Origin of the sequence: Polaromonas sp. CG_23.6, from assembly GCF_029892315.1 — a bacterium.
In the GTDB taxonomy this organism is placed as follows: Bacteria; Pseudomonadota; Gammaproteobacteria; order Burkholderiales; family Burkholderiaceae_C; genus Polaromonas.
Map to the genome: position 1 here is coordinate 3,798,064 of NZ_JARXUY010000001.1, position 22,699 is coordinate 3,820,762.

21 protein-coding genes and 1 tRNA gene are annotated in these 22,699 nt (G+C 60.2%); 12 read left to right on the forward strand and 10 right to left on the reverse strand.

Annotated elements, in window-relative coordinates:
• Positions 1-37: 37 nt before the first annotated feature.
• Entirely contained in the window at positions 38-856 is an 819-nt protein-coding gene (locus H4V98_RS17975) for an enoyl-CoA hydratase-related protein (protein ID WP_280757775.1), read from the reverse strand.
• Positions 857-961: 105 nt separating this feature from the next.
• Here H4V98_RS17975 and H4V98_RS17980 point away from each other — a divergent pair, with 105 nt between their 5' ends.
• Positions 962-1,750: an enoyl-CoA hydratase gene (locus H4V98_RS17980; protein ID WP_196862107.1), complete on the forward strand. Its 789-nt coding sequence runs from the start codon at positions 962-964 to the stop codon at positions 1,748-1,750.
• 38 nt (positions 1,751-1,788) lie between these two features.
• Positions 1,789-1,865 (forward strand) — tRNA-Met (locus H4V98_RS17985).
• Positions 1,866-2,121: 256 nt separating this feature from the next.
• Here the strand turns inward: H4V98_RS17985 and H4V98_RS17990 are convergent.
• From H4V98_RS17990 to H4V98_RS18015, 6 genes are all read right to left on the reverse strand, one after another.
• Positions 2,122-2,913, reverse strand: a complete 792-nt coding sequence (locus tag H4V98_RS17990) for a hydroxyacylglutathione hydrolase (protein WP_196862106.1) — start codon at positions 2,911-2,913, stop codon at positions 2,122-2,124.
• Positions 2,914-3,208: 295 nt separating this feature from the next.
• Positions 3,209-3,547 carry a c-type cytochrome gene (locus H4V98_RS17995; RefSeq protein WP_231374548.1) on the reverse strand — a complete coding sequence of 113 codons (339 nt, stop codon included), beginning with the start codon at positions 3,545-3,547 and terminating at the stop codon, positions 3,209-3,211.
• A 5-nt stretch (positions 3,548-3,552) separates the two neighbouring features.
• Positions 3,553-4,089 (reverse strand): lactoylglutathione lyase, encoded by a 537-nt coding sequence (gloA, locus tag H4V98_RS18000; protein ID WP_196862105.1) that lies wholly within the window; start codon positions 4,087-4,089, stop codon positions 3,553-3,555.
• 92 nt (positions 4,090-4,181) lie between these two features.
• Entirely contained in the window at positions 4,182-4,559 is a 378-nt protein-coding gene (locus tag H4V98_RS18005; RefSeq protein WP_196862104.1) for a ribbon-helix-helix domain-containing protein, read from the reverse strand.
• Between the two features lie 30 nt (positions 4,560-4,589).
• Complete coding sequence (locus tag H4V98_RS18010; protein ID WP_196862103.1) at positions 4,590-6,158, reverse strand: GMC family oxidoreductase; 1,569 nt, start codon at positions 6,156-6,158, stop codon at positions 4,590-4,592.
• A 38-nt stretch (positions 6,159-6,196) separates the two neighbouring features.
• On the reverse strand, positions 6,197-6,826 hold the full coding sequence (locus H4V98_RS18015; RefSeq protein WP_196862102.1) for a twin-arginine translocation signal domain-containing protein: 630 nt from the start codon (positions 6,824-6,826) through the stop codon (positions 6,197-6,199).
• A gap of 549 nt (positions 6,827-7,375) precedes the next feature.
• On the opposite strand from H4V98_RS18015, the gene H4V98_RS18020 reads away from it, so the two are divergent.
• The 10 genes from H4V98_RS18020 (at position 7,376) to H4V98_RS18065 (ending at position 19,520) form a co-directional block, all read left to right on the forward strand.
• Positions 7,376-7,993: a hemolysin III family protein gene (locus H4V98_RS18020; protein ID WP_196862101.1), complete on the forward strand. Its 618-nt coding sequence runs from the start codon at positions 7,376-7,378 to the stop codon at positions 7,991-7,993.
• 163 nt (positions 7,994-8,156) lie between these two features.
• Complete coding sequence (locus H4V98_RS18025) at positions 8,157-8,792, forward strand: UbiX family flavin prenyltransferase (RefSeq protein ID WP_280757776.1); 636 nt, start codon at positions 8,157-8,159, stop codon at positions 8,790-8,792.
• Positions 8,793-8,940: 148 nt separating this feature from the next.
• The gene (locus H4V98_RS18030) at positions 8,941-9,366 is read left to right on the forward strand and encodes a hypothetical protein (protein ID WP_280757777.1); all 426 of its coding nucleotides are present in this window, start codon (positions 8,941-8,943) and stop codon (positions 9,364-9,366) included.
• A gap of 110 nt (positions 9,367-9,476) precedes the next feature.
• Positions 9,477-10,847, forward strand: a complete 1,371-nt coding sequence (gene miaB / locus H4V98_RS18035; protein WP_280757778.1) for a tRNA (N6-isopentenyl adenosine(37)-C2)-methylthiotransferase MiaB — start codon at positions 9,477-9,479, stop codon at positions 10,845-10,847.
• Between the two features lie 30 nt (positions 10,848-10,877).
• A complete protein-coding gene (locus H4V98_RS18040) occupies positions 10,878-12,299 on the forward strand; it encodes an ATP-binding protein (protein WP_280757779.1) in 1,422 nt (473 codons plus the stop codon).
• Positions 12,283-12,960 (forward strand): YlbF family regulator, encoded by a 678-nt coding sequence (locus H4V98_RS18045; RefSeq protein ID WP_196862097.1) that lies wholly within the window; start codon positions 12,283-12,285, stop codon positions 12,958-12,960. Before H4V98_RS18040 ends, H4V98_RS18045 begins: the two co-directional genes overlap by 17 nt.
• On the forward strand, positions 12,957-14,354 hold the full coding sequence (locus H4V98_RS18050) for a sigma 54-interacting transcriptional regulator (protein ID WP_196862096.1): 1,398 nt from the start codon (positions 12,957-12,959) through the stop codon (positions 14,352-14,354). The genes H4V98_RS18045 and H4V98_RS18050 overlap by 4 nt, the downstream gene beginning before the upstream one ends.
• Before the next feature lie 202 nt (positions 14,355-14,556).
• Positions 14,557-16,158, forward strand: coding sequence for a glucan biosynthesis protein G (locus tag H4V98_RS18055; protein ID WP_280757780.1), 1,602 nt, complete (start codon positions 14,557-14,559; stop codon positions 16,156-16,158).
• A complete protein-coding gene (gene mdoH, locus H4V98_RS18060; protein ID WP_280757781.1) occupies positions 16,134-18,119 on the forward strand; it encodes a glucans biosynthesis glucosyltransferase MdoH in 1,986 nt (661 codons plus the stop codon). The genes H4V98_RS18055 and mdoH overlap by 25 nt, the downstream gene beginning before the upstream one ends.
• 246 nt (positions 18,120-18,365) lie before the next feature.
• Complete coding sequence (locus H4V98_RS18065) at positions 18,366-19,520, forward strand: HAMP domain-containing sensor histidine kinase (RefSeq protein ID WP_280757782.1); 1,155 nt, start codon at positions 18,366-18,368, stop codon at positions 19,518-19,520.
• A 48-nt stretch (positions 19,521-19,568) separates the two neighbouring features.
• Here the strand turns inward: H4V98_RS18065 and H4V98_RS18070 are convergent, their stop codons facing one another.
• Genes H4V98_RS18070 through H4V98_RS18080 form a run of 3 tightly spaced genes read right to left on the reverse strand, consistent with a single transcriptional unit; the run spans position 19,569 to position 22,660 of the window.
• Positions 19,569-21,047 carry an ATPase domain-containing protein gene (locus H4V98_RS18070; RefSeq protein ID WP_280757783.1) on the reverse strand — a complete coding sequence of 493 codons (1,479 nt, stop codon included), beginning with the start codon at positions 21,045-21,047 and terminating at the stop codon, positions 19,569-19,571.
• Positions 21,044-21,463: a hypothetical protein gene (locus tag H4V98_RS18075; RefSeq protein ID WP_280757784.1), complete on the reverse strand. Its 420-nt coding sequence runs from the start codon at positions 21,461-21,463 to the stop codon at positions 21,044-21,046. Before H4V98_RS18075 ends, H4V98_RS18070 begins: the two co-directional genes overlap by 4 nt.
• Positions 21,464-21,466: 3 nt before the next feature.
• Entirely contained in the window at positions 21,467-22,660 is a 1,194-nt protein-coding gene (locus tag H4V98_RS18080; protein ID WP_196862090.1) for a hybrid sensor histidine kinase/response regulator, read from the reverse strand.
• Between the last annotated feature and the right edge of the window lie 39 nt (positions 22,661-22,699).

A 22,699-nucleotide genomic window follows, 5' to 3' on the forward strand; every position in this document is an offset into this window, starting at 1 on the left:
CCATTCAAAGCAAACGCACCCTGCGACTTGCGCCTGGCTATTCGCCCCTGAAAGCCGCGGGCCGCTTTTCCAGAAAAGCCGTCACGCCCTCCATGTAGTCATGCGTCCGCGACAGGGCCGACTGCTGGTCGCGCTCCTCGTCAAGCTGCCGGTCCAGCGTCCGGGTGATGCCTTCGCGCAGCAAATGCCGGGTCGCCACCAGCGCTTTTGTCGGCATCAAAGCCAGCCGCTGAGCCAGCGTAATGGCAGCGGCCAGCGGGTCGTCGGCCACGTCCCAGACCATCCCCCATTCCTTGGCCTGCATGCCCGTCAGCTTGTCGCCGGTCAAGGCCAGCCCCATGGCGCGCGCCAGCCCCAGCTTTTGCACCAACAGCCAGCTGCCGCCTGCGTCGGGCACCAGCCCGATCTTGCTGAAGGCCTGGATGAAGCTGGCGGTCGGCGCGGCCACGGCCATGTCGCAGGTCAGGGCCAGCGACGCGCCGGCGCCTGCCGCCACGCCATTGACGGCGGCCACCGTCGGCATGCGCAGCGCCAGCAGGCGGCGCGCCGTCGGGTTGAATGCCTGCTCGATCAGCGGCCCCGGGTCGGCGCGCTCGACCAGATTAGGGCCGGGCGTGAAATCAAACTCCGACAGGTCGGCGCCAGCGCAAAAACCCCGGCCCGCGCCGGTGATGACCAGCGCACGGATCAGCGGATCGGCTTCGGCCCGGTCCAGCGCGGCCCACAGGTCGTGGTGCATCTGGCGGCTGAAACTGTTCAGCGCCTGCGGACGGTTGAGCGTCACGACGGCCACGGCGCCCTGGACGGCATACAGCACCGTGGACTCGGTACGGGGTTCGGATTCTGGATGGTTCATGGTTTTCTCCTGTCTTGAATTTAGCATTGCCGCCAGGCTTGGGACGGCCTGGTTCTCACGGCCCTGCGGGGATGGCATGATGAAAGGCTTTACAAGGACCGAACCATGACCTATGAAACGATTGTGACGTCTACACAAGGCCCGGACGCCCGCCAGGCAGGCATCATCACGCTGAACCGACCCAAGCAGCTCAATGCACTCAACAACCAGCTCATGGACGAGCTGGGCAGCGCGCTGAAGGCCTTCGACGCCGACGACAGCATCGGCTGCATCATTTTGACCGGTAGCGAAAAGGCCTTTGCCGCCGGCGCCGACATCGGCGCCATGGCGCAGTACAGCTTTGCCGACGTGTACAACAACGACTACATCACGCGCAACTGGGAACAGGTGCGCAGCGTGCGCAAGCCGGTGATTGCGGCCGTCAGCGGCTTTGCGCTGGGCGGCGGCTGCGAACTGGCGATGATGTGCGACTTCATCATCGCCGCCGACAACGCCAAATTCGGCCAGCCCGAAATCAAGCTGGGCATCATTCCGGGCGCCGGCGGCACGCAGCGCCTGCCGCGCGCCATCGGCAAGGCCAAGGCCATGGACCTGGCGCTGACCGGCCGCATGATGGACGCCGTGGAAGCCGAGCGCGCCGGCTTGGTCAGCCGCGTGGTGCCACTCGAAAAACTGATGGACGAGGCGCTGGGTGCAGCCTTGATGATTTGCGGCTTCGGCCAGCCCAGCGTTTTTGCTGCCAAGGAAGCGGTCAATCGCGCGTTTGAAAGCGGCCTGAGCGACGGCGTGATGTTCGAACGGCGCCTGTTTCATGCGCTGTTTGCGACCGAAGACCAGAAAGAAGGCATGGATGCCTTCGTCAACAAACGCAAGCCCGTCTTCACGCATCGCTGAAGAATTACCTTAAAAATTGGCTATAATTTCGCTTTTCGGGTGATATAGCTCAGTTGGTTAGAGCGCAGCATTCATAATGCTGATGTCGGTGGTTCAAGTCCACCTATCACCACCACATTCTTGAAAAAGCCGCTGATTCTTTGGATCAGCGGCTTTTTTCTTGGGTATTAAACAAAGTTGTAGCGCACGGTCCAGAATTTTCTGCCGTTACACAGCATTGTGCTGGGCGGCTGGCTTCTCGTTTGACACTCATCGGTTGGTATAAGCCGCCGCGTTGCCAAGAAAAAGTGCCTGCACAGCCTGCATACGCTGCAATCGCCTGCAAATTTAACGGGCGAAAAATAGGCTTCCCAGGCCAGGGTCAGAGAAAGTTACCACTGATTTCGCAGCGCCCGCAATGCACCAAAGACCATTTTGGCGTCGGGTTCCTTTGGCAATTCAGGAAAGCTCTCACGCAATTTACCGATGATTCTGGCGTTGTCCAGTCGGAAAAAAGTGTTGTGCTGCTTCTCTTCCTGAAGCGTTGTCACCACGGATGCTGCGGGGTCGTGGCCCGCGACGCGGGTCAAAAGCGTCTCTGCTGCGGCGTTGTCGGGTTCACGTGAGAGCGTGAATTTCAGATTGGATTCAATGTAGTCATGCCCGGGATACAGGCGAGTGTCGTCAGGCAGCCGGGCCAATTGATGGACAAACGTATCGAAAAGGGCATCGGTGTCGCCGCCGTTGTGGGTGTTGCCTGCCCCTGCATTGAACAGTGTGTCACCCGAAAACAAAGCAGGTTGGTCTGTATGGGCAAACAGGCAGATATGGCACATGGTGTGCCCTGGCGTGTCCAGACACTCCAGCTCGACCGTCTTGCCCACCTTGATCACATCCCCCGCCTTCACGCCACGGTCCATGCCGCTGATCCGGTTGCCTGCCTTGTAGTGCGCAATCACCTTGGCGCCAGTGGCCGCCACCACGGCGGCGTTGCCACCGGTGTGGTCGCTGTGCTCGTGGGTGTTCAGCAGCTGTGTGATCTGCCAGCCGCGAACCTTGGCCATCGAAAGGCATTTTTCATGGTCCAGCGGGTCAATCGCAAGGGCTTCACCCGTTTCCGGACAGGCAATCAGGTAGTTGAAATTGCGGTAGGCATTGCCAGTCCAGATGCGTTCGACAATCATGAGCGTCTTTCTTAGTCGTTACCAACATCACCTTGATGATTGCTGCATATTGGGGCGTGTTGCTGTCAATGTGCCAGTTGAACACATCGCAGGCGTCATAACGATGCCTGCTCAATTACTGGCTGATCTGACTTTGAAAAGGCACTTCACCGCTCATGGGCAGCGAGCCCTACCTATGGACAACAACACAGTATTCTGGACAGTTGCTTGATACAAAAGGGAATATCATTAGCCATTGAACAAGAGTGCCCAGTGAGCCGAACCTATAGTGCGCAGATATTTCTTCTCGTCTGATTTATTTTATTGTCAATATCCAATCTACGAGCTTTTTGGTGTCGGCTACAGAAATTTTGGGATGGGCCGGCATGGACAAGTCGCCCCATTTGCCAACACTTCCGTTGCGAATACTTTCCGCCAGTCGCTCTGCTGCATCACTTTGTCCTGCGTACTTGATGGCAACATCCTTAAAAGCGGGTCCGACCAATTTAACGGCGACCGCGTGACAGCCCAGGCAATCATTCTTCTGTGCCAAGGCTTGGTTGGCGAAACTGTTGCCAGCGACAAACAACGCTGCGGCAAGCGTCAATACCTTTGGAACGGATGAAAAAGCCTTCTGGTTGTGAAATTGGTGCATGGCGATCAATTCCCCAAGCCTTTAAGCCGTGCGGGCTCTACGATCTCGATCCAGTAACCATCGGGGTCTTTGATAAAGGCGACATCCTTCATTTTTCCCTGGTCGGCACGTTTGACAAAAGTGACTTTATTTTCGTCAAACCAGGCGATGGCTGCGTTCAGATCGGGCACTGAAAAACAGATATGCCCAAACCCCTGAGGCTGCGCGTTGCCATCATGGTATTTGAAATCGGGCTCGTTTTCAGTGCCCCAGTTGTGGGTCAATTCAAGAATGCCACGCTGGCTGAAAGTCCAGGCGGTGCGCTCGCCGGCGTCTTCAGGTGCTTCCTCGCCCTCCACGCTGCAGTGCAAAAAATACAATGAAAACTTCATTTCCGTGAAATCCAGCTTGCGCAGCACCCGCATACCCATGACACGGGTGTAAAAGTCCAGCGCGACCTGCGGGTCTTTCACGCGCAGCATGGAGTGATTGAACACAAAACCGCGGGTGGAATCCGCTGGGGCAAGACTCACACCCGGATAAGTTTCAGAAGTAAAACGCATGGGGAACAACTCTTTCAAAATAGATAAGCAGCGCGCCGGACGAACGCCAAGCCTGTAGCCTGATGCCGACCAAGCTGCGATGGAGGGTGTGATTACCTGCCCACCGCCGCCAACGGCTTTGGGATTATTTCAAGTGGTGGCGACCGGCCTGTGTTGCTCATTACCGTATGGGCCGCAACGGACTGGGCTTGCTGTCGCTCTAAAGCCAGCATGCACCGCCGCAGGTAACGCATGCTGGTCACCCGTAAAAACGAGGCAAAGTTGGGTACTTCGCCCCGGTGGGCAAGGATTTCGTCGTGGAACTTGGCGATGAGTGCATTGGTCGTACATCCCTCGTCTTCGGCCATTTCGGCCAGGATGTCCCAAACCATGTTTTCCAGCCTTATGCTGGTAAGAACACTTCTGATGCGAACCGTGCGTGAACGCTGCTCGTATTGAATGGGGTCTGCTTTGACAAAGTATTCACACATGGTGGAACTCCGGGTATTGAAACATTTACGTTAAATGGCACGCTCAGTCATCTGCTGCGCTATGTAGTCGGCCTGGCGGATGGCCAATGTCACGATGGTGAGCGTTGGGTTTTCCGCGCCTCCAGTGGTGAACTGGCTGCCGTCACTGATGAACAAATTGGGAATATCGTGTGTTTGTCCCCACTTGTTGACCACGCCGTCTTGCGGGCGGGCGCTCATGCGGCTGGTGCCCATGTTGTGGGTGGACGGGTAGGGCGGTGTGCGGAAAGACTTGATCGACCCTGCCGCCTGGTAAATACGTTCGGCCTGCGTAAAGGCGTGATTGCGCATGGCGATGTCGTTTTCATGGTCGTCAAAATGCACGTTGGGCGCGTAGTTGCCCCACTGGTCTTTGACGTCCGTGTTCAGTGTGACGCGGTTGGTTTCGCGCGGCATGTCTTCGCCCACCAGCCACATGCCCGCCAGGTTGGTGTAATGGTCCATCCACCAGGCAAAGTCAGCACCCCAGCCACCCGGATTCAAGAATGCAGCCATGAAGGGAATGCCCAGCGACAGCGTTTCCAGCTCGTAACCGCCCACAAAGCCCCGGCTGGGGTTGTGCCCCGCTTCGTCGCGCACAATGCCCGCCATGGTAGTGCCTTTGTACATGTGCACCGGATTTTTGAATGCGGCATAAACCGATCCGGTCATGTGACGCATGTAATTGCGGCCCACCTGACCCGACGAGTTGGCCAGGCCATCCTTGAACATATTGGAGGCCGACAGCAGCAGTAGCCTTGGGGTTTCAATCGAATTTCCAGCCACGCAGACAATGCGCGCTTTTTGGCGCTGCTCTTTGCCGTCCTTGTCAAAATACACTACGCCCGTCACCTTGCCGGACGTGTTGTGTTCAATGCGCGAAACATGCGCTTGCGGGCGGATCTCGAAATTTCCGGTGGCCTCGGCTTTGGGAATTTCCGTGTAAAGCGTGGACCACTTGGCACCGCTCTTGCAACCCTGAAAGCAAAAGCCCAGTTGCAGGCACCGACCCCGGCCATCACGGGGCTGGCTGTTGATGGCCATGTTGCCGGTGTGCACTTCCTTGTAACCGAGCTTGGTGGCGCCTGCGTGCATGACCTTGAAATTGTTGTTGCCTGGCAGGCCCGGAATGCCATTGGTACGGGTCACGCCCATTTTGTATTCAGCCTTGGCGTAGTACGGCTCCAGGTCCTTCAGGGTGATTGGCCAGTCCAGCAAATTGGCCCCCTTGACCTCGCCGTAAACCGACTTGGTACGGAACTCATGGTCTTGCAATCGCAAGGAGGCACCGGCCCAGTGGGTAGTGGTGCCGCCGACCGTCTTGCAAATCCAGGCAGGCAAGCCAGCAAAGTCTTTGGCAACCCGCCAGGTGCCCGATGTGGTGCGCTTGTCCAGCCAGGCCAGCTGACTGAAGGACTTCCATTCGTCGTTGATGAATGTAGCGTTGGACTGCATTGCTCCCGCTTCCAGCACCACGACCTTGATGCCTTTTTGGCACAGTTCGTTAGCCAATGTGCCGCCGCCTGCGCCTGAGCCAATGATCAGCACAACCGAGTCGTCTGAAAAATCAAATTTCGCCATGTCAGTCTCCTAGTTGTAGATTCTTTTACGTAGGGCATTCAGCCCATGTACGGCGCAGGGCTGGCTTCCTTGGAAGGCGCCGGAAGCCACTTCAGGTCTTGAAACCCTCGTGTGATGTAACCGCCTTTTTCCCAGGACGAACCGGGGTAGCCAAACACGGCGTAGGCCATGTCGTTGTCATATATCGAGGTGACGCACTGGCCACGCACTGCGCCAAAAAACGCCGAGCCTTCCATGCCTCGCACGATCTCTTCCTTTTTTGCAGTGCTTGCCTTGACGAAGTCACCGCCTGCCGACTTGTTCAACAGAGCAATCCCCTGATCCAACAGCGTGGCCACACTGGCGTCGCTGGCCGCTTTGGCGTCAAGGTCTTTGGCAAGCAGTGCGTACACCGCGTCTGGCAGCTTTTGATGCGGGTACAAAACGCGGCCCATGGCCATCAGTGTTTGCCCTTGCGCCGTGGATAATTTCTTGAGTTCCAGCGCCCATGCATTGGACGGCGCAAGACTTGCCAGCAAGGTTCCTGTGACCAGTGAACCGAACAAAAGGCCAGAGCCCTTCAAGAACTCACGCCGTGCCAAAGGCAGATTGACTTTGCGAACCACGCCGCTTTCTTCATTGCAACTCGCAGGCTCGGGGTTCTGGGCTGCTATGGAAATGACACGCATGTTTGTCTCCTGTGGGTAGTTGAAATCTGGTTTTTTGTACGAATCACAGCAACAGTATTTCACCGAAAACCCACCAGCAGGTGATAGCTGACTACCTACAGGGCAAACCCTCGAGCGGGATTTATGTAACAAAAATTCATTCTTTAAAAAATTTACATTGCAGTGGTCGAAAAATTGTTTATGTGCAGCCTGTTAATGAAAAAGCGGCAGCTAGTGGGTAATCGCTCCATGGGCAGGGATTTTTCTGAACAACAGTTTTCAAACGCGACCCACCATACGAGTTGTATGCCGGCGTTAAAAAAACAGTGCCATGCTGCGCTTGAGAATCCGGTCCAAAACGGCAAAATGTTTACTGGCTGGTTTTGCCCAGGTCAGGCGGCAATCCACAAAAGGCTTGCGTCATAGGAGTATTCTTGGGTAGGCGAGAAAGCCTGTCACCAGCCCAAAGACTAGGCCCTATCCCCTTACCTGGCATGTCCTTTTGCTCTACTAGCCCCATGCCCGACGGCGAAGCGCAGGCAAAGCGGCCAAGATGAACCAACCCCTTTTATGTACCGTGGCGAACGTTTCAACAGCATCACGCACCTGGTCGGCGCGGCGCTGGCGCTGGCTGGCTCGGTGGTGCTGGTCGTGCTGGCGGCCCGCGAGGGCGACCCCTGGAAAATCGTCAGCTTCAGCATTTACGGTGTGATGCTGGTTGCGCTTTATGTGTTTTCTACGCTGTACCACAGCGTGCGCGGCCCGGCCAAGAACGTCTTGCGCAAGTTCGACCACTGCTCGATTTACCTCTTGATTGCCGGCACCTACACGCCGTTTGCGCTGGTGTCGCTGCGGGGTAGATGGGGCTGGTGGATTTTTGGTGTGATCTGGGGATTGGCGCTGGTGGGCATCGTGCAGGAAATCTGGCTGGCCAAAGGGGCACGAATCCTGTCGCTGATCATTTATATACTCATGGGCTGGCTTGCCATGGTGGCGGTGATGCCGCTGTGGCGCGCCTTGAGCCCTGCCGGCTTTGCCTGGCTGGCGACGGGTGGTGCGTTTTACACGTTCGGCATAGTGTTTTATGCCTTGGACCACAGAGTGCGCCACGGCCACGGGCTGTGGCACCTGTTCGTGCTGGGCGGCAGCATCTGCCATTTTTTCACCGTGCTGCTTTATGTGGCCTGACGACCCGGACCGAATGACTGCCATGCCCGTTTTTTTTCCCTGCTCGGCCCGTGGCGCTCCTGCGACGAGCAACAGCCGGCGCAACATTCTTTAATGCCATGATGCAACCAACTGCCAGGCTCCACCAACACAACCCCACACGCGCTGCGGCCGTGTCAGTTCCATGACCACTGCTTTCACCCATACCCACACCTACACCTACACCCCTGCCCCTTCGCTGCGCCGCATCATCGTCGGCATTTCAGGCGCCAGCGGGGCCGTCTACGGCGCACGCCTGCTGCAGGTCCTGCGGGACTTGCCAGGCGTCGAGTCGCACCTGGTGGTCTCCAGCGCCGGCTGGCACCATCTGCAGGACGAATTGAACATGGACCGCGACTTCATCGAAGGCATGGCAGGCCGGGTGCATGACGTCCAGGACCTTGGCGCCGGCATCGGCAACGGTTCGCTGGCCTGCAGCGGCATGGTGATCGCGCCGTGCTCAATGCGCACGCTGGCCGCAGTGGCGCACGGACTGGGCGACAACCTGCTGACGCGCGCGGCCGACATGATGCTCAGGGAACGCCGCCGCCTGGTGCTGCTGACCATGGAGTCGTCACTGCACCTGACGCACCTGCGCAACATGCTCAACGTGACGGAAATGGGCGCCATCGTCTGCCCGCCGGTCCCTGCGTTCAACCTGCGTCCGGAAACGCTGTGCGACTTGGTCAACGACAGCGTGGCCCGCGCGCTTGACCTGCTGGATGTGCCACACACCCTGTCGCAATACGAGAGCGACGTCGAACTGGCCGAGGCCGCCTGACGCCCTGGCGTCAACGTTTTTGGTTTGCGCCACTTTTCTTGCTGAACGGTTAACCCGGACCTGAAGCGACGGCCTTGCGCAAGGCATGGCGGGCCTTGCGCCTGAGATAATGGCCGGTTTCCCCAACCACAGCCTCTGGACACATACCATGAACCGCTGCACACCGCATGCTTTCGTCACCGTGGCTTTTCTGGCCGCATCGGCCCTCTTGGCGGCCTGCGCCAACGACCCCACGGGTGCCACACCCGTCGCCGTGAGGCAATTTCCGGCTGCCGCCCTGCGCGGTGAAATGGTGGTGCTGGCGCCACCCGTGATCACCGTGGATGGCAAGGCCGACCGGCTGTCGCCCGGCGCGCGCATTCACGGCACCGACAACCTGCTGGTCATGTCGGCCGCTCTGGTGAAGCAAAAGGTGGTGGTCAATTACCTGCGCGAAAGTGCCGGCAATGTCCATGAGGTCTGGATTTTGAACCGTGAAGAAGCCAGGCTCAAACGCCCCAACACCAAGGCGTCCTGGTTCAGCTTGGGCAGCAGCACCGACGCCGCTGTTCCGGCCATCGCCACAGAGCCCTGACGCGCTGGCCGCAGAACTGCCAGCCGTCCAACTCCATATTTATCAATCAAATTGGCTGTTTGCGCATTATCCACGGGCGCAAGCAGCTATTAATTCAGTAGCAATTTATCATGAGCAAAAAAGTCTTTATCAAAACCTTTGGCTGCCAAATGAACGAGTACGACTCGGACAAGATGAGCGACGTGCTGCACGCCGCCGAAGGCTATGAAAAAACGCAAGACATGGACGAAGCCGACCTGATTTTGTTCAACACCTGCTCGGTGCGCGAAAAAGCGCAGGAAAAAGTCTTCAGCGACCTGGGCCGTGTCAAGCACCTGAAAGCCAAGGGCGTGCTGATTGGCGTTGGCGGCTGCGTCGCCAGCCAGGAAGGCGCGGCCATCATCCAGCGCGCGCCCTATGTCGACGTAGTGTTCGGCCCGCAAACGCTGCACCGCCTGCCACAACTCCTGGCCAGCCGCGCCCGTCTCGGCAAGCCGCAAGTGGACATCAGCTTTCCGGAAATCGAAAAGTTCGACCACCTGCCGCCAGCCCGGGTCGAGGGCGCCAGCGCCTTTGTCAGCATCATGGAAGGCTGCTCCAAATACTGCAGCTACTGCGTCGTGCCCTACACGCGCGGCGAGGAAGTTTCGCGGCCGTTCGAGGATGTGCTGGTCGAGGTCGCCGGCCTGGCCGACCAGGGCGTGAAGGAAGTCACGCTGCTGGGCCAGAACGTCAACGCCTATCGGGGAACGATGGGCGGCACGGCGGAAATTGCCGACTTTGCCACGCTGCTCGACTACGTGTCCGAGATTCCCGGTATCGAACGCATCCGCTACATCACCAGCCACCCGAACGAATTCACCCAGCGCCTGATCGACGCCTACGCGACGCTGCCCAAGCTGGTGAACCACCTGCATTTGCCGGTGCAGCACGGCTCGGACCGTATCCTGATGGCCATGAAACGCGGCTACACGGCGATGGAATACAAGAGCACCATCAAGAAGCTTCGCGCCATCCGTCCCGACCTGGCGATGAGCAGCGACTTCATCGTCGGCTTTCCGGGGGAGACCGAGGAAGATTTCGACAAACTGATGAAGCTGGTCCACGACGTCGGCTACGACACCTCGTTCAGCTTCATCTTCAGCCCGCGTCCCGGCACACCGGCGGCGAACTTGGCCGACGACACGCCGCACGAGGTCAAGCTGCGTCGACTGCAGCATTTGCAGGCCGTGCTCGACGACAGCGTGCGCGCCATCAGCGCCAGCCGGCTCGGCACGGTGCAGCGCATTCTGGTCGAAGGCACGGCGCGCAAAGACACGACCGAACTGATGGGCCGTACCGAATGCAACCGGGTCGTCATTTTGAAAGGCCAGCCGCGCCTGATCGGCCAGATGGTCGATGTCAAAATCATCGAAACCAGCCAGCGGTCCTTGCGCGGCGAAGTGCTGACGCAAGACCATGCAGCGCCGGCTGTTGCGGACCATGCAGCCCTTTTGGCCTGAGCGCGTCATCTGCCCCTGACGTCCAAACCCATGCTGCAGCGGTTTTCCTTCCGGCCTCTGCTGGTGATTGCCTTCCTGCTGGTTGCCGCGCTGCTCGGCGCGGCGTCGCTGCGCGCGCTGTTCGCACTCGAAGACCTGACGGTGCAAAGCCGCGACAATGCGGCGCGTGCGCTGGACCTGAGCGGTGCCGCGCAGTCGCTGCGCGAGCGCAGCGTGTCGATGGAGCGCGCCTCGCGGCAGTCGGTGGTGCTGGATGACCGCATCCTCAGGCAGCGCTTTCGCGACGAAGCCCGCGATGCCACCGCCATCATCGCGCGGCTGGCGCAGGAAGAGATACCCGCCGCCCGGGAACGCCCCTGGCGCGCGCACCTGGACACCATGCTTGAGCTGCTCATCGGGCCACTGGACACGGCGCTGGACCGTGAACACCAGCTGGCGCAGGAATTTCGCGAACTTGAAAGCATCAACACCGCCATTGCCCTTCAGGTGCAGCAAGCCATCCAGCAAAGCAACCGCTCGTTGCAGGAAAAGCTCGAAACCAGCCGCCAGCACCTGGCGCAGCAGATCACCGGGGCGATTGTGCTGGCAGTCTTCATGGCGCTGGCCTTCGGCGTGTGGTTCACCCGGCCACTCAAGCGGCTGGAAAACGCCATCGTTGGACTGGGCGAAAACCGGCTTGACAAGGTCATTGCCATCAACGGCCCGGCCGACCTGGCGCTGCTTGGCGAGCGGCTGAACTGGTTGCGTCTTCGGCTGGTCGAGCTGGATGCCGACAAGTCGCGCTTTTTGCGCCACATCTCGCACGAACTCAAGACCCCGCTGGCGTCGCTGCGTGAAGGTGTGTCGCTGCTGGAGGACGGCGTGGCCGGCCCGCTGAGCCAGGACCAGCGCGAAATCGCGCAAATCCTCAAACACAACACCGGCGTGCTGCAAAGCCAGATCGAGGACCTGTTGCGCTTCAACACGGCGGCGTTCGAGGCGCGCCAGCTGCGCCGGCAAACGGTGGACCTGCTCCAGCTGATCGAGGACCAGGTCGATGCGCAGCGCCTGCAGTGGCGCGCCCGGGAACTGACGGTGCACATCAGCGGCGACCCGCTCAAAATGGAAGTGGACCCGGAAAAAATAAGTACCGCGCTCGCCAACCTGCTGTCCAATGCCATCCGCTACTCGCCGCTCAAAGGTACTATTGATCTTTCACTAAGCCAGCAGCCTGGCCTGGTGCATATCGACATCCAGGACCAGGGTGCCGGTGTCGCGCCATCGGACCAGCAACGGATTTTCGAGCCCTTTTACCGGGGCGAGCGCCAGCCGGAGGGCGGCGTTCGCGGCAGCGGCATCGGACTGTCGATCGTGCAGGAATACATTGCCGCACACGGCGGACGCATCGAGTTGCTGCCGCAGGAAGCGGGCTCCCATTTCAGAATCGAGTTTCCCCATGTTTACAAGAGCTGAGTTTTTTGCGCGCCTCGGCCGGATCGGCTTGTGCCTGCCAGGCGTTGGTCTGGCAACTGCCTTGCTGGCAGCCTGCTCGCTGGTCGGGCCGCCCCAAGGCGCTCAGCTTGCAACACCGGCTCCGGCGACGCCCGCCAGCAGCGCTGCAGCCAACGGCAACGCAGCGGCGCCGCCCCCGATTGCGGCGGACACCACGCCAGCCCCGGAACGCGACGCCGTGGTCCGGATGCTGGCCTATGCAGACCGGGCCCGTTCGATGACTTCTGCAGAACTCAATCAGGAAATCGCACGGCTGGGCAACCCCTACCTTCCGCCCAGCCAGTTGCAACTGGCCCTTGTGCTCAGCCAGTTGCGCCAGACGCCGGAGCTGATACGGGCGCAGGAACTGCTCACCCGGCTGCTGGCCAACCCCGATGCCCAAGCCCAGGTGCTGCATCCGCTGGCCCGCCTGCTGGCTGCCCGCTATGGCGAGCAGCGGCGCATCGAAGACCTGCTGGAAAAACAGAACCAGCAAACCCGCGAAGTCCAGCGCCGGCTCGACCAGACCAATGAAAGGCTGGAAGCACTCAAGGCGATTGAACGCAGCCTGACCAGCCGCGTGCCCGCGCCGGGTGCGTCGGCACCCGCCAGCCGTGGCCGCACGCCCCCGCCCGCACCATGACGCCTGCAACTGCCCCACTCTCGCCCACGGCAGCCAACCTGCTGGTGGTTGACGACGACGCCGACATGCTGCGGCTGCTCACCATGCGGCTCACAGCCGCCGGTTACCGCGTCACGGCCGTCACCTCGGCCGAGGCCGCGCTGACCGAACTCCAGCTCAAGCGGCCGCAGCTGGTGCTCAGCGACGTGCGCCTTCCCGGCAAGGACGGGCTGGCGCTGTTCGACGACATCCGCACCCTGCACCCGTCGCTGCCGGTGATTTTGCTGACCGCGCACGGCACCATTCCCGACGCGGTTGAAGCCACCGAGCGCGGCGTTTTCACCTACCTGACCAAGCCCTTCGACGGCAAGGCGCTGCTCGACAAGATTGCCGAGGCGCTGCACCTGAGCGCGCCGGCCCATCCGGCGCGGCAGGGCAGCGCCGAGGCTTGGCAAAGCAGGCTCATCAGCCGCTCCAGCCGAATGGCCGAGGTGCTCGCCGAAGCCCACATGGTTGCCGCCACCGATGCCAGCGTGCTGCTTCGCGGCGAAAGCGGCACCGGCAAGGAACTGCTGGCCCAGGCCATCCACCAGGCCAGCCAGCGCGCTGCCAAGCCTTTCATCGCGGTCAACTGCGGTGCCATTCCGGAGGCCTTGCTCGAATCCGAACTGTTCGGCCACGTCAAGGGCGCTTTTACCGATGCGGTCAGCAACCACAAGGGATTGTTCCAGGCGGCCGACGGCGGCACGCTGCTGCTGGACGAGATCGGCGACATGCCGCCCGCGCTGCAGGTCAAGCTGCTGCGCGTGCTGCAGGAGCGCGAAGTTCGCCCGGTAGGCGCCAGCCAGTCGATTCCGGTCGATGTGCGCATCATTTCGGCCACGCACCGCGACCTGGATGCCGCCATGGAAGCCGGCGACTTTCGCGCCGACCTGTACTACCGGCTCAATGTCGTGACGCTGAGTTTGCCGCCGCTGGCGGAACGCCGCGAGGACATTGCGCTGCTGGCCAACCATTTCCTGGTGACGCTGGCGGCCAAGTACCACAAGCGCCTGAGCGGCTTTGCGCCCGAGGCACTCAAGGCTCTGACCACCGCTGCCTGGCCGGGCAACGTGCGCCAGCTCTACAACGTGGTTGAACAGGTGTGTGCGCTGTCAAGCACACCGCTGGTGCCGCTGGCGCTGGTGCAGCGCGCCCTGCGCTCACCCAGCATCCAGGTGCTGACTTTTGCCGAGGCCAAGCAGCGCTTCGAGCGCGACTACCTGGTCGGCCTTTTGAAGCTGACCGACGGCAATGTAGCCGACGCCGCCCGGCTGGCCGACCGCAACCGCACCGAGTTTTACCGGTTGATGCAAAAGCACGGCCTCACGCCAGGCCACTTCAAGTCCGACAGTTCGCAGCCGTCGCCGGAGTGAGTCGCTTTTTGACGACACGCCAAGTCCTTGATTTAAAACAACTTTTAAATTCAGGCCTGAAACTTGTCGCTGGGTGGCGACAAAAACCGGTGTTTTAGGGTGTTTTTTCCGGATTTTCATGCTGAAAAATCATATTTTCTTTCCAAGTCATTGATTTAAGACGATTTTTCGAAGCTGGCACAGGGTTTGCCCTATCAGCTTCATGCAAGCCTTTTTTTGTCGTTTTAAACCTGCCAGCGCGCCAAGCTGGAAGGTGTATTTTTCAGCCGTGGCCTGCGCCGCCGTGCTGGCGCTGGGCAGCAGCCCGGCGATGGCATGGAGTCTGGAAGATGTCGCCAAACTCGCCAGCCAGCGCGCAAAAACACCATTCAAACCTGCTTCTCTTGCCGTTCCAGCCGAGCTGGCCAAGATGGAATACGACGACTACCGCGACATCCGCTTCAAGCCGGAAAGCACGCTGTGGCGCACCGACAAGCTGGCTTTCGAAGCCAACTTTTTTCATGTTGGCCGGCATGGCGACTCGGTTCGTGTCCATGAAGTCACCGCTGCGGGCACCAAACGCATTCCCTACGACCCGGCCCGCTTCAACTTTGGCAAAAACACCAGCCTGGCTCCGAAAAGCTGGGGCGACCTCGGCTATGGCGGCGTGCGCTTTTTCAGCAACCTCAACTCGCCCACCTACAAAGACGAGTTGATTGTTTTCTCGGGCGCCAGTTACTTTCGGGCGCTGGGCTCCGGGCAGCTGTACGGCCTGTCGGCGCGCGGCCTGGCGGTGGACACGGCCGGGCCGGGCCAGGAAGAATTTCCGCGCTTTACCGACTATTGGCTGGAAAAGCCCACCGCCGAAGGCGCGCCGCTGACGATTTATGCCCTGATGGATTCGGAGCGCATGACCGGCGCCTACCGTTTCGATGTCAAGCCCGGCGAGCAGACCGTGACCGAAGTGCGCGCCCGCATCTTCATGCGGCCCAGTGACAAGCCAGTCACCACGCTGGGCATCGCGCCGCTGACCAGCATGTTTTTCTTTGGCGAGAACCAGCCGCGCCCTGGCGACTTTCGACCCGAAGTGCATGACTCGGACGGCCTGATGATCGCCACCGATGACGGCAAGGGCGGGGGCGAATGGCTTTGGCGCCCGCTGCAAAACCCGGCGTCGCCGCTGGTCACCTCGTTCAGCATGCAAAAACTCAAGGGCTTTGGCCTGATGCAGCGTGACCGGGCTTTTCGCAGCTATGAAGACACCGAAGCGCGCTATGAACAGCGCCCCAGCGCCTGGGTGACGCCGTTGAACGACTTTGGCGCCGGCCGGGTCGAGTTGCTGCAATTTGCCACGCCCGACGAAACCCACGACAACGTGGCCGCCTACTGGGTGCCTGAAAAAATGCCGGCTGCCGGTGAGCCGCTGGACCTGGCCTACCAGATCGCCTGGCAGGGCAAGAACCAGCAGCTGCCGCCCAACGGCTGGGTGACGCAGTCGCGTCGGGGCATCGGCTACAGCAAGCTTGGCGCTGACGCGCTGGGCCAGCAGATCCAGTTTGTCGTTGATTTTGCCGGTCCCGCGCTGGACGCCCTGCCCCAGGATGCCAAGGTCGAGGCCATCACCACCGCCGGCAGCAACGCCCGCGTGGTCGAAAGCCTGGCCTACCGCAACCCGGCCACCGGCGCCTGGCGCATGACCGTGCGGGTCGAGCGCCTCAAGCCCGCCAACGCCGCCGAACCCGTCCAGCCGATTGAGCTGCGCGCCTTTCTCCAATACAACCAACAAACCCTGAGCGAAACATGGACCAACCTGATCACCAACTGAATCGGCGCAGCCTGCTGCGTGAAGAGCGTCATCCGAATGCGGTCACCGCGCCGCCACTGCACCGGGGTTCGATGGCGCCGCGTCCGTGGCGCGGTTTCTGGAACAGCATGGGCACGGCGGCGCTGTTGCCACTGCTCAGGCTGACCGGCCGAAAGACGCTTGACCAACCCGCATCTGCCGAGGCGATGGAGCCGTGGCAGCATGCCGCCAAGCGCCGCCGCACGGTGTTCATGCTACTGACGCTCGTCAGCACGGCGATGGCGACGGCACTGTTTGCCGACATGCAGCCGGTCTATGACAACGCCTTTTTGCAATACGGCCAGCTGGGTTTGTTTGCGCTGCTGTCGGCCTGGGTGGTCACCGGCTTCATGACGGCGATGATGGGCTTTTACGTCACCTTGTTCGGCGACGCCCACACCCTGTCGGCCAAAAAGGTGCAGCACCACACGCTGGACAAGGCCACGCGCACAGCCATCATCATGCCGATCTGCAACGAGGACGTGAGCACGGTGTTCGCCGGGCTGCGCGCCACCTGCGAATCGGTCGCGGTGACATCGCATGTTCAAAATTTCGACGTTTTCGTGCTGTCCGACAGCAACGACCCGGCGATCATCAAGGCCGAACGCGCCGCCTGGGAAGACCTGCGCGGCCAGCTTGCCAGCCAGCCACACCAGCCGCAGATCGAGGTCTATTACCGCCTTCGCAAGCGCCGCACCGACCGCAAGGCCGGCAACGTGGCTGACTTTTGCCGCCGCTGGGGCAAGGACTACCGCTACATGGTGGTGCTAGACGCCGACAGCGTGATGAGCGGCGACTGCCTGGTGTCCATGGTCAAGCTGATGGAAGCCAACCCCAAGGCCGGCATCATCCAGACCGCCACCCAGGCCATTGGCCATGTCACCCTGCATGCACGCGCGCAGCAGTTCGGCTCGCGTGTGACCGGTCGTCTGTTCACGCTGGGCATGCAGTTCTGGCAGATGGGCGAGTCCCACTACTGGGGGCACAACGCCATCATCCGCATCGAACCCTTCATGCAGCACTGCGCACTGGACCGCATCAAGGGCACGGGCGGCATGGCCGGCAGCATCATGTCGCACGACTTCGTTGAAGCCGCGCTGATGCGCCGCGCCGGTTTTCACGTCTGGCTGGTGGCTGACCTGATCGGCAGCTACGAACAACAGCCGCCTGATTTGCTGGCCGAGCTGCAACGCGACCGCCGCTGGTGCCAGGGCAACCTGCAAAACTCGCGCCTGATTGCCGAGCCCGGCATGCACCCGGTGCACCGCTCGATGTTCGCCACCGGCGCCATGGCCTACCTGTCGGCGCCGCTGTGGCTGTGCTTCATGACCATGGGCACGGCGCTGTGGCTGTCAGGGTCGCCGATGGTCAGCAACTGGGACGTGCTGCCCGGCGAACTGCTGTCGCTGTGGGCCTGGACGCTGTCCATGCTGTTCCTGCCGCGCATCCTGGGCATTGCTGCCGTATTGTTCAAGGGCCAGCAGCAAGCCTATGGCGGAACCGCCAGCCTGCTGCGCAGCGCATTGCTGGAAACGCTGATCGCGCTGTTGCAGGCCCCCATCCGCATGCTGGCGCACTCGCTGTTCGTCGTCATCGCGCTGACCGGCCTCAAGCTCGAATGGAAATCGCCTCCGCGCGAAGCCGCCGCTGTGCCATGGCGCCATGCGCTGGCGCAGCTTGCGCCCATGAGCAGCGTGGTCCTGGTGCTGGCCGCCGGCATTGCGATGATCGACGCCAGTGCACTGGTCTGGCTGCTGCCGGTCGGCCTGCCGCTGCTGCTGTCGATTCCGATGACGGTGCTGACCAGCAAGGTCGGCGTTGGCACCGCGATGCGTGCGCAGAACTACCTGCTGATTCCCGAGGAAACTCGCTCGCCGGCCGTGTTGCGCCGCGCCTGGCTGCATGCCAGCCAGCTTGCCAAGCCAAGACTGAAAGCTGCCTGAACCCCGGACACGCAGCAGAAGAGTTTGCAGAATGCTATTTTTTTCATAGCTATACCTGCAAGCTGAATATGCGTAAAAGCCTGTTTTCTTTTAAAAACAGGCTTTTTTGTCTTCTGACTGGTTTGAATCAACTCTGAAACTATCGGAAACAAAAGAATCGATAAGATGTAGTCTCGAGTATTTTTATCAAAAAGATATTGGCTTGGAAATCAACCGCCCTTCTTTGATGGGTTAACGAAATGACCCATGAAACTCTCAACGTTCATCACTGCCCATCTTGAGAAGATCCTTGTCGAGTGGGACGCTTTTGCCCGAACGCTGTTTCCAGCGTCGCTCACCCCGCCGCAGCACATTCTGCGTGACCATGCCCGCGAAATCCTGCAGGAAATCGTCATTGACCTTGACACGCCCCAGACGGCGGCGCAGCAGGCCGAAAAGTCAAAAGGCCAGGCCGACGAAGACATCAACAAAAAGAGTGCGGCAGCCATTCACGGCACGCTGCGCCACGCCAGCGGCTTCACGCTGACCCAGCTCACCGCTGAATACCGGGCCTTGCGCGCCACCGTACTCCGTTTGTGGATGCCGCACATGCAACTGGGAACGCGGGAAAGCGCGACAGACATGATGCGTTTCAACGAAGCCATGGACCAGGCGCTGGCCGAATCCGTGGTGACCTATTCTGAAAACGCCGACCGCACGCGCGACACCTTCCTGGCCATTTTGGGCCACGACCTGCGAAGCCCGCTGTTCACGATGAAACTGGCAGGAAGCTACCTGATGCGGCCCGCCAATGGCACCGAAGGCACCCGCGAGATGGGCGCCCGCGTGGCCCGGAGCGCCGCCAACATGAGCGCCATGGTCAAGGATTTGCTGGAATACGCGCGCACGCAACTGGGGGGCGAAATCCCGCTTACCCTGCGCCCCGAGAACATGGCCGGTATCTGCCAGGCGGCCCTGGACGACGCCCAGGCCGGCTATCCCGACTGCCCTTTCGAGTTGGAGACATCGGGCGATTTGTCGGGATCTTTGGACAGTGCCCGCTTGCAGCAGCTTTTCTCAAACCTGCTCAACAATGCAGCGCAGTACCGCGATGACACCCACGCAGTCACCATCACGGCTCTGGGCAAGGCCGATTCGATCACGGTGCAGGTGCGCAACCACGGCCCGGTGATTCCTGCCTCGTCGCTGCAGGCAATTTTCGATCCCCTGGTTCAGCTCTCGGTCGAATCAGGGCTGCTGGAAGGCGCGCCGTCCAGCAGCCTGGGACTGGGGCTTTTTATTGCCCGGGAAATCACCACAGCGCACGGCGGCGCCCTCTCAGTGGCGTCGAACGAACATTCCGGCACGGTATTTACCGTCGAACTCCCGCGCGCGCCGGTTGCGCCGCAGGCCAAGGCGTAAGAAAGCAGACCCCGCTGCCCCAATGCAGGGCAGGCTCCCGGCACCAACTCAAGCCGGCGTTTTGGGGTCAGACTCATCACGCAAGGTGGGCTCGCCCGACAAGATTCCATGGTAATTTGTCAGCGCCTTGCCGATCGTGATACCGTCATTGGCGATGTCAAAGAAACGAATTTCTTTGCTGTGGTTGCTGGCTCGAACCTTCACGACCGAGATCACGCGCTTGAACTGCCCGCCAAGTTCAACGTAGCGCAGCATCAAGATAGCATCGGTCAAAAACGCATTGCTGTACGACGAAAAGCGCAGGTCGGTGTAGCGGTCTTCGAGCTCGGCGGTCATTAAGACCGTCACGCCCATATTGGTCAGCACCGACGTCAGGCGGTACAGGGACTCGCGAAAGTTTTCTTGAAAAATTGACGCCAGCGCCAGTTCGAACGCCGACAGCGAATCAATCACCACCCGCTTGGCCTTGGTTCTTTTGATCAGGCTGACCAGGTCATGCATGATTTCGTCGATGGACAGGTCAAGCGCGCGCGTGTCAATGACCGACACCTTGCCGCTTTCAATCAGCTTCTGAAGCCGGCTGTCGAGCAACTGGCTGGGGCTTTTTTCAAATGCGGCAATCACCCCCGACTCGCCCAGCCGCACACCTGCGGCCAGAAACTCGGTGCTTAGCTCGCTTTTTCCACTGCCACTTGGTCCCACCACCAGCAGGGAATAACCCACCGGCAGGCCCCCACCCATCATCTTGTCGAGAAGCGGCACGCCCATCGTCAGGCGCTGGTTGCTGGGTAATTGTTTTTTCTGGCTGCCGTCGTCCTTCAGAATGACGCGCGGGAACACCTCGACCCCCTCATCGGTGATGCGAAAGGTGTGCAAACCGGGCCGCTGCGCTTGACCCCGCATTTTGACCACCTGCAGCTTGCGCACCATCGCGTCGCGGTGGACATGCTGGGACATCCAGACAATGCCGTCAGCCACGGTGAATACCGGGCTGGAATTTTCTTCCTGCGCCGGGTATTCGCCGATCAGAAAAGTTGTAGCTTGCCAGCTGGTCATCTGCACACCGAGCGCCTGAATGAAGTGTTGCAATCCCCACGCACTGTCGTCTCTGAAATCCCTGACCGGCTGCACCATCGAACGGAACGAATCCACGAACACCAGGCTGGGCGAAAAGATTTCCACCTCTTCAACGATGCGGGCCAGCACGCGGTCAAACTCTCCGTCGAGCAGGTCGCCCGAAAGGTTGACAAACTTGATGGACGTGTTGATCTTGTCGATGTCAAAGTGGGGAAACTGCTGCTGGTAACGCAGCATCTTGAGCGGCGGCTCGCCCAGCACGGTAAAAAACAGCGCGCGCCGGTGCGGGTTGGCCAGCGAGAACATGATCTGGTGCGCCATCGTGGTCTTGCCCGAGCCGGGCGTGCCGGCAATCAGGTTGAAGGAAAATTCCGGTATGCCACCGCCCAGCAGTTCATCCAGTCCGGCAACCCCTGTTGGCAGTTGGCGTATGGTTACTCTTTTACTCATTTTGGAAAGTCCTTAGCGGATGTGTCGAAAGTCTTGTCATTCCAGGCCGAGTGCAAAAGATGAGTTGTTAATTCCTCGCCTATCAATGAAGCGAGTACATCTAGAAAAATGGTGAACAGCGCGAGGCTGCCCAACCGGGCCACGGCTGCATCCTGCTGCGAAAGGACGGCCTGCAAGTGAGTGAAACGCTCCTGGATGGCAGATTTTGTGAGGTCTGGCGCAATCCAGGGATGCAGACTGGACGCCAGGCGCAGGCTGCGCGTGTAAAGCGGCTTGAAACCGCCCTCGCCAATGATTGAAATCAGTTGGGGCGCCAGCCGCTCCCAAAGGTGCAGGGTAACGTTTGCCACCGTTTCAGGAAGCGTGGTCAGCGCCGCTTCTATCAGTTGGCTGCGCGTAGGTTCAGTATTTTCCATGGGTCAGGTGATGGCGTCTGAAGGGAAATTTTTTGAAATCAGCGCCTCCAGCATCTCCATGGAAACCGGCTTGATCAAATAATGGTCGAAACCCACTTCCTTGGCATGGACCAGGTAGCCCTGCTGGTCGTAGCCCGTGATGGCCACGCAGAAAGGCTTGGGCACCAGCTGCAGCGCCCGGATTCGGCGGATCACCTCATAGCCATTCATGGTCGGCAAGCCGATATCGGAGACCACGATGTCGTAAAGACCATCTTTTGCCATGGCAAGCCCGTCCAGGCCGTTGTAGGCAGAATCGACAGCATGACCATAGAGCGTCAGGCAGCTATTGAGCGTTGCATTGGCATCAAGGTTGTCTTCAATCACCAGTATCCGGCAAGGCCGGGCCGGATGGGCATCGATGGTCAGGTGGGCTTCAGAGGCCATGGCTTGTGCGGACACTGGCAGCTCAACGATGAACTCGCTGCCGCAACCCACTCCCTGACTGCGTACCTGCACAGTGCCGCCATGCATTTGCACCAGCGTACGCACCATGGACAGCCCGATGCCCAGCCCGCCTTGCGAACGGTCCAGCGTGTTGCTTGCCTGCGTGAACAGGTCAAAAATGAAAGGCTGGACTTTTGGATCAATGCCGATGCCCTGGTCCTTCACGCAAATGCGCACCGTGCCAGCCTCAGACAGGCGCGCCGACACGGTGATGGATGCCTGGCGCGGCGAAAACTTGCTGGCATTGATCAGGAGGTTGGAGAACACCTGCGACAGGCGCACTCCGTCGCCATCAAGCGTGACGGGCTCGCCCGGCAGGTCAACGATCAGTTGCTGGCCGAGCTTGAGGAAATGCGGCTGGCTGATTTCAGCCGCGCTTTGCAAAATGCCGCTCAGCACCAGCAAGCCTTTTTCAAGAGTGATTTTTCCGCTGTTGACACGCGCTGCGTCGAGCAAGTCTTCCAGCAGCCGCTTCATGTGGGCGATTTGCCGGGCAATGATTTGCTGGATGTCAGGCAGCAGCGGATGGGCCGTGGAAATTTTTCCGAGCATTTCGGCCGCCAGTGCGATGGGCCCCAGCGGGTTGCGCAATTCGTGCGCCAGCATCGACAAGAATTCTGTCTGCCGCTCCACCGAGGCTTCGGCCTGATCCTGCAAATCCTGCGCCCGCAAGGAAGCAATCACCAAGTGCTCATTGGCTTCACGCAGCATGCTGGCCAGCTCCTGCGGGATTTCTTGGCTTTCTGGAAA

Coding starts and splice junctions, on each gene's coding strand:
- H4V98_RS17975 (WP_280757775.1), bottom strand. CDS start 856: ATGAACCATCCAGAATCCGAACCCCGTACCGAGTCCACGGTGCTGTAT.
- H4V98_RS17980 (WP_196862107.1), top strand. CDS start 962: ATGACCTATGAAACGATTGTGACGTCTACACAAGGCCCGGACGCCCGC.
- H4V98_RS17990 (WP_196862106.1), bottom strand. CDS start 2,913: ATGATTGTCGAACGCATCTGGACTGGCAATGCCTACCGCAATTTCAAC.
- H4V98_RS17995 (WP_231374548.1), bottom strand. CDS start 3,547: ATGCACCAATTTCACAACCAGAAGGCTTTTTCATCCGTTCCAAAGGTA.
- gloA (WP_196862105.1), bottom strand. CDS start 4,089: ATGCGTTTTACTTCTGAAACTTATCCGGGTGTGAGTCTTGCCCCAGCG.
- H4V98_RS18005 (WP_196862104.1), bottom strand. CDS start 4,559: ATGTGTGAATACTTTGTCAAAGCAGACCCCATTCAATACGAGCAGCGT.
- H4V98_RS18010 (WP_196862103.1), bottom strand. CDS start 6,158: ATGGCGAAATTTGATTTTTCAGACGACTCGGTTGTGCTGATCATTGGC.
- H4V98_RS18015 (WP_196862102.1), bottom strand. CDS start 6,826: ATGCGTGTCATTTCCATAGCAGCCCAGAACCCCGAGCCTGCGAGTTGC.
- H4V98_RS18020 (WP_196862101.1), top strand. CDS start 7,376: ATGTACCGTGGCGAACGTTTCAACAGCATCACGCACCTGGTCGGCGCG.
- H4V98_RS18025 (WP_280757776.1), top strand. CDS start 8,157: ATGACCACTGCTTTCACCCATACCCACACCTACACCTACACCCCTGCC.
- H4V98_RS18030 (WP_280757777.1), top strand. CDS start 8,941: ATGAACCGCTGCACACCGCATGCTTTCGTCACCGTGGCTTTTCTGGCC.
- miaB (WP_280757778.1), top strand. CDS start 9,477: ATGAGCAAAAAAGTCTTTATCAAAACCTTTGGCTGCCAAATGAACGAG.
- H4V98_RS18040 (WP_280757779.1), top strand. CDS start 10,878: ATGCTGCAGCGGTTTTCCTTCCGGCCTCTGCTGGTGATTGCCTTCCTG.
- H4V98_RS18045 (WP_196862097.1), top strand. CDS start 12,283: ATGTTTACAAGAGCTGAGTTTTTTGCGCGCCTCGGCCGGATCGGCTTG.
- H4V98_RS18050 (WP_196862096.1), top strand. CDS start 12,957: ATGACGCCTGCAACTGCCCCACTCTCGCCCACGGCAGCCAACCTGCTG.
- H4V98_RS18055 (WP_280757780.1), top strand. CDS start 14,557: ATGCAAGCCTTTTTTTGTCGTTTTAAACCTGCCAGCGCGCCAAGCTGG.
- mdoH (WP_280757781.1), top strand. CDS start 16,134: ATGGACCAACCTGATCACCAACTGAATCGGCGCAGCCTGCTGCGTGAA.
- H4V98_RS18065 (WP_280757782.1), top strand. CDS start 18,366: ATGAAACTCTCAACGTTCATCACTGCCCATCTTGAGAAGATCCTTGTC.
- H4V98_RS18070 (WP_280757783.1), bottom strand. CDS start 21,047: ATGAGTAAAAGAGTAACCATACGCCAACTGCCAACAGGGGTTGCCGGA.
- H4V98_RS18075 (WP_280757784.1), bottom strand. CDS start 21,463: ATGGAAAATACTGAACCTACGCGCAGCCAACTGATAGAAGCGGCGCTG.
- H4V98_RS18080 (WP_196862090.1), bottom strand. CDS start 22,660: ATGCTGCGTGAAGCCAATGAGCACTTGGTGATTGCTTCCTTGCGGGCG.